Genomic DNA, 5,408 nt, shown 5'->3' on the forward strand with positions numbered 1-5,408 from the left:
CACGACGACCGCCACAGCAACGCCCCGCCCGCTGCGGCCAAATCGGCCCGGATCTCGTCGCATCAACTTCGAATAGGCGTTACTGACACACGCTCCTAGTCCTCGGGCGCGGCCTCGCCCGGTTCGGCCTGTTCGCCCGGCTCGAGCGTGCGAACGACGCGGGCCGGGTTGCCGACGGCGATTACTCCCGGCGGCACGTCGCGGGTGACGACGGAGCCGGCGCCGATCACGCTGCCGGCACCGATGGTGACGCCGGGGCACACCACGACGTTGCCGCCGAGCCACACGTCGTCGCCGATATGGATCGGCAGCACCCGCTCGTAGCCGGCCCGTCGCTCGTCGATGTCGAGCGCGTGGATCGGGGTATACAGGCGGGCGCTGGGCCCGATCAGGACGTTCCGCCCGATCGTGATCTCCCCGCCGCCGAGGGTCAGGAAGTCGGCGTTGATGAAGGTGTCGGCGCCCACGTGCAGCCGCGAGCCGTAGTCCAGGTACAGCGGCGGCCGGAAGTCCAGTACGTCCCCGGCCGTGCCGAGCATGTCGACGAACAGCGCCTGGGCTGCATCCCGATCCTCATCGAAGAGAGCGGTGATCCGCCGACAGGTGCGCTGCGTGGCGATGGTCATCTCGGCGAGTTCGGGGCCGGCACGATACCGGTACCAGTCCCCCGCCACCATCTTGTCGTACTCCGAGCGCTCGGGATCCGGCGTGGGACGATTTGTTTGATCCATAAACATAATCCTAATCCTCAGACAGCTCCGACCCCGGCCCACTGCGCTCCGGAGCCCGTCACGTGGTGATCGATGAGCTGTCGCGGCCAATGCGTCGCTTCCGGTGGCGCATCGCCGGGATTTCCCCTAATATGTTTCTAGCTCCAACAAATCATCGACGTCGCTGACAGACAAGGATCACCATGGCACTCACGCCCACCCCCGCAGACAAGTTCTCCTTTGGCCTGTGGACCATCGGCTACAACGGCGCAGACCCGTTCGGTGGGCCGACCCGTCCGCCGCTGGACATCGTCGACGCCGTCGAGAACCTGGCCCGGATCGGCGCTTACGGCCTGACCTTCCACGACGACGACCTGTTCGCCTTCGGCTCCACGGATGCCGCCCGCCAGTCCCAGATCGACCGCGTCAAGCAGGCCTGCGCCGACACCGGCCTGATCATTCCGATGATCACCACCAACCTGTTCAGCGCACCGGTCTTCAAGGACGGCGGCTTCACCTCGAACGACCGCAGCGTGCGCCGCTTCGCGCTCCGCAAGGTGCTGCGCAACCTCGACCTCGCCGCCGAGCTCGGCGCGAAGACGTTCGTGATGTGGGGCGGCCGCGAGGGCGCCGAGTACGACTCGGCCAAGGACATCCGTTCGGCTCTCGAGCGGTACCGCGAGGCCGTCAACCTGCTCGGCGACTACGTCACCGACAAGGGCTACGACATCCGTTTCGCGATCGAACCTAAGCCGAACGAACCCCGCGGCGATATCCTGCTGCCGACGGTCGGGCACGCCATGGCGTTCATCACCACGCTCGAGCGCCCCGAACTGGTCGGCGTGAACCCCGAGGTCGGCCACGAGCAGATGGCCGGGCTCAACTTCGCCGCCGGCATCGCCCAGGCGCTCTACCAGGGCAAGCTGTTCCACATCGACCTCAACGGCCAGCGCGGTATCAAGTACGACCAGGACCTGGTCTTCGGCCACGGCGATCTGCACAATGCGTTCGCTCTCGTCGACCTGCTCGAGAACGGCGGCCCGAACGGCGGCCCCGCCTACGACGGGCCGCGCCACTTCGATTACAAGCCCAGCCGCACCGAGGACATCACCGGCGTGTGGGACTCGGCGTCCGCGAACATCCAGACCTACCTGCTGCTCAAGGAACGCGCCCGGGCGTTCCGCGCCGACCCCGAGGTGCAGCAGATGCTCGCCGCGTCGCTGGTGCCGGAACTGGCCCTGCCGACCCTCGCCGCCGGCGAAAGCTACGACAACCTGATCGCAGACCGCGCCTCCTACGAGGACTTCGACACGGACGCGTACTTCGGCGGCAAGGGCTTCGGCTTCGTGCGGCTGCAGCAGCTGGCCCTCGAACACCTGCTCGGCGCGCGCTAGCCAGCCCCGGCCCCCTGTGGCCAAGTCAGGAGATCCAACGGATGCCGCCGGGCGAGTCCCGGGATCCCGCACCGGGTCCGCGGCGCCCTGGCCCGCGGCATCCGTTTCTCCTGAGTTGGCCCCGCGGCCGCCGCAGCACCGTCTCTCCCGTTTTGCCACCCCACCCCGCGCATAACTCCTGGAATTCGACGGCGCAGGCTCGCCCGCACCCGGAATTCCGCGGCGCAGGCTCGCCCGCACCCGGAATTCCGCGGCCTCCGGTTTCCCCGGACAGGAATTGCAGGAGTTATGCACCTGACCCACCACCAACCGAGAGGAGAATATAGCCATGACACTGGTTGCCGGAGTCGATTCCTCGACCCAAAGCTGCAAGGTCGTCATCCGGGATGCCGTAACCGGTGCCCTCGTGCGCAGCGGGCGCGCGGCGCATCCGGACGGCACCGAGGTCGACCCGCAGGTCTGGTGGGACGCCTTGAACTCCGCGCTTCTCGATGCCGGCGGGCTCGAGAACGTGGCCGCGATCTCCATTGCGGCGCAGCAGCACGGCATGGTCGTGCTCGACCGGGCCGGCCAGGTCATCCGCCCGGCCCTGCTCTGGAACGACACCCGCAGCGCCCCTGCCGCCACCGCCCTGATTGCCGAGGTGGGCGCCGGGGAGTACGCGCGCCGCACCGGCGTCGTACCGGTCGCCTCGTTCACGGCCACCAAACTGCGCTGGCTGCGGGATGCCGAACCCGCCAATGCGGCCCGGGTCGCCGCAGTCGCCCTGCCGCACGACTGGCTCACCTGGCGGCTGCTCGGCTACGGCCCGACCGCCACGAGCCCCCTCGGCCCGAACCTCACCGCCCTGACCACCGACCGCTCCGACGCGAGCGGCACCGGCTATTGGTCGCCCCTGACCGGCGAATACGACCTCGACCTGTTCGAACGAGCCCTCGGGCACGCCGCGATCCTGCCGCGGGTGCTCGGACCCGGTGACTCCGCCGGCACGACCGTGAGCCTCACCGTCGCGCCCGTCGCGCCCGTCGCGCCCGTCGCGCCCGTCGCCAACGCCGGTGGCGCAGCCTCTGCGGCAGCGGCAGCGGCAGCGGCAGCGGCAGCGGCAGCGGCAGCGGCAAACGTCGCTGGCCCGAACCAATTCGACGGAGATTTTGACGAATCTGGGTGCGAAACCACCGAAAACGCACCTTTTGCAGCAAAATCTCCGTCGAATTCGATCCCAGCGGGCATCGCGGTTGGCGCCGGCGCCGGAGACAATGCCGGGGCCGCGCTCGGCCTCGGAGCGGCCGACGGCGACGTGATCGTGTCGATCGGGACCAGCGGCACCGTCTTCGCGGTCACCGACCACCCGGTCGCGGATTCCACCGGCACGGTCGCCGGCTTCGCCGACGCCGGCGGGCTCTTCCTCCCCCTGGTCGCGACTCTCAATGCGGCCCGGGTGCTCGACGCCGTGTGCGGGCTGCTCGGCGTGGACCACGACGAGCTCGGCCGGCTCGCGCTCGAGGCCCGACCCGGCGCACACGGGCTCGTGCTCCAGCCATACTTCGAGGGCGAGCGCACACCGAATCTGCCCGACGCAACCGCCTCCCTGTTCGGCCTCACCCTCGCCTCGGCCACCCGGCCCGGACTCGCCCGCGCCGCCATCGAGGGACTGCTCTGCGGCCTCGCCGACGGCCTCGACGCGGTGCGTGCCCAGGGGGTTGAGGTCCGCCGCATCCTCCTGATCGGGGGCGCGGCCCAGAACCCGGCCGTGCGCACGATCGCCGCGGAAGTGTTCGACGCCCGGGTCGTCGTGCCCACCCCCGGCGAATATGTCGCGGACGGCGCCGCCGCGCAGGCTGCCTGGACGCTCACGGGTCATCGGCCGGTTTGGCCGGTCTCCCTCGCCGCCGAGCCGGAATCGGACTTCCGCCCCGTCATCCGTGCCCAGTATGTCGCCCACCGGACACAGCCCTGACTCGGCTCACAGGCGCCTCACAGCCGGTGGCCACCCCCACGCGTTTCTGACCCTCTAACCTTGGAACGACAAGCCAAACGACGAGTCAGTCGCGACGAAACGGTGCACAGAGTCCATGAATAGCAATGCCTACGGCAAGCCAGTCCCCCCGAAAAAAGACCGCCGGGACGCGGCGCGCGAGAGCGCCCGCCTGATGCGCGAGGAACAGCAGAAGCGCGATAAGCGCAAGCGCTGGCTGCTGCGCGGCGGCATCGGCGCCGGCATCATCGCCGCCGCCGTGATCGTCACCCTCGTGATCGTGAACAGCACCGGCCCGGGCTCGGCCGCGGTCCGCCCGGCGAACATGGCGAGCGACGGCATCCTGCTCACCGGCGACGGCACCTCGATCACCGCGGTTACGACCGACGCGCTCGCCGCCGACGCGAAGCCCATCGCGACGGACCAGTCGAAGATGACCGACACCGCCAACATCGCGATCTACGCGGACTACCTGTGCCCGTTCTGCGGCCAGTTCGAGGCGACGAACGGCGAGCAGATCGCCACCTGGGTGTCCGCCGGCAACGCGACCCTCGAATTCCACCCGATCTCGATCCTCGACCAGGGCTCGGCCGGCAGCAAGTACCCGACCCGGGCGGCCAACGCCGCGGCCTGCGTCGCGAACTTCCAGCCGGACTCCTTCCTCGCCGTGAACACGGCACTGTTCAAGAACCAGCCGGCCGAGCAGACCACCGGCCTGACCGACAAGCAAATCGTCAGCCTGGTCACGGATGCCGGGGTCACCGACAAGGATGTGGCCGGCTGCATCACCGACCAGACCTTCACCGACTGGGTCGCCGCGTCGACCGATCGCGCTCTCAAGGGACCGCTGCCCAACGCCGACATCAAGCAGATCAAGGGCACGCCCACCGTGCTCGTCAACGGTGTCGCCTACACGGGTGCCCTCGACGACCCGGCCGCTTTCGAGAGCTTCGTGACCGCCCAGGCCACCGCCGCACCGGCCAAGTAGCAGCCGAGCGGCAGCAGCACTCGAGTTCGCCACTTCCGGTCGAGATCGTCAGGCACACCTGGCGTGATCGACCGGAAGTGGCGAACTCGGCGAACGAGACGAAGCGGAAGGACCGGCATGCACGAGACCGATCCTGAGACCGACCCCGCGACCTCGCGACCGGTGCCCGAAGGGTCGGCGAACGGAAAGGCCGTCGACGACCGCCCGGTGCCCAGCCAAACCGTGCACGGCCGGACCGAGCACGGCCAGACGGCGCCCGCAGAGCCGGCGCCCGCAGAGCCGGCGCCCGCAGACCCGGCGCCCGCAGACCCGGCGCCCGCAGAGCCGGCGCCCGCAGAGCC

The 5,408-nt window shown here is 69.5% G+C and carries 4 protein-coding genes and 1 pseudogene; 4 read left to right on the top strand and 1 reads right to left on the bottom strand.

What is annotated here, in order from left to right; translation table 11 throughout:
* Positions 1-95: 95 nt before the first annotated feature.
* Positions 96-731, bottom strand: a complete 636-nt coding sequence (locus tag E3T37_RS01730) for a sugar O-acetyltransferase (RefSeq protein WP_198415941.1) — start codon at positions 729-731, stop codon at positions 96-98.
* 182 nt (positions 732-913) lie between these two features.
* Here E3T37_RS01730 and xylA point away from each other — a divergent pair, with 182 nt between their 5' ends.
* From xylA to E3T37_RS17180, 4 genes and pseudogenes are all read left to right on the top strand, one after another.
* Positions 914-2,104: a xylose isomerase gene (gene xylA / locus E3T37_RS01735; protein WP_134365135.1), complete on the top strand. Its 1,191-nt coding sequence runs from the start codon at positions 914-916 to the stop codon at positions 2,102-2,104.
* A gap of 328 nt (positions 2,105-2,432) precedes the next feature.
* Positions 2,433-4,061: an FGGY family carbohydrate kinase gene (locus E3T37_RS01740; RefSeq protein WP_134365136.1), complete on the top strand. Its 1,629-nt coding sequence runs from the start codon at positions 2,433-2,435 to the stop codon at positions 4,059-4,061.
* A 115-nt stretch (positions 4,062-4,176) separates the two neighbouring features.
* On the top strand, positions 4,177-5,067 hold the full coding sequence (locus tag E3T37_RS01745; RefSeq protein WP_134365137.1) for a thioredoxin domain-containing protein: 891 nt from the start codon (positions 4,177-4,179) through the stop codon (positions 5,065-5,067).
* Positions 5,068-5,184: 117 nt separating this feature from the next.
* Positions 5,185-5,408 (top strand): annotated as a pseudogene (locus E3T37_RS17180) (hypothetical protein); the annotation flags it as partial.

The organism is Cryobacterium sp. TMT2-10, assembly GCF_004403075.1.
Taxonomy (GTDB): domain Bacteria; phylum Actinomycetota; class Actinomycetes; order Actinomycetales; family Microbacteriaceae; genus Cryobacterium; species Cryobacterium shii.

What these genes read in the sequence shown, in the direction of transcription:
- xylA (WP_134365135.1), top strand. Translation starts at nt 914, where the DNA reads ATGGCACTCACGCCCACCCCCGCAGACAAGTTCTCCTTTGGCCTGTGG.
- E3T37_RS01745 (WP_134365137.1), top strand. Translation starts at nt 4,177, where the DNA reads ATGAATAGCAATGCCTACGGCAAGCCAGTCCCCCCGAAAAAAGACCGC.
- E3T37_RS01740 (WP_134365136.1), top strand. Translation starts at nt 2,433, where the DNA reads ATGACACTGGTTGCCGGAGTCGATTCCTCGACCCAAAGCTGCAAGGTC.
- E3T37_RS01730 (WP_198415941.1), bottom strand. Translation starts at nt 731, where the DNA reads ATGGATCAAACAAATCGTCCCACGCCGGATCCCGAGCGCTCGGAGTAC.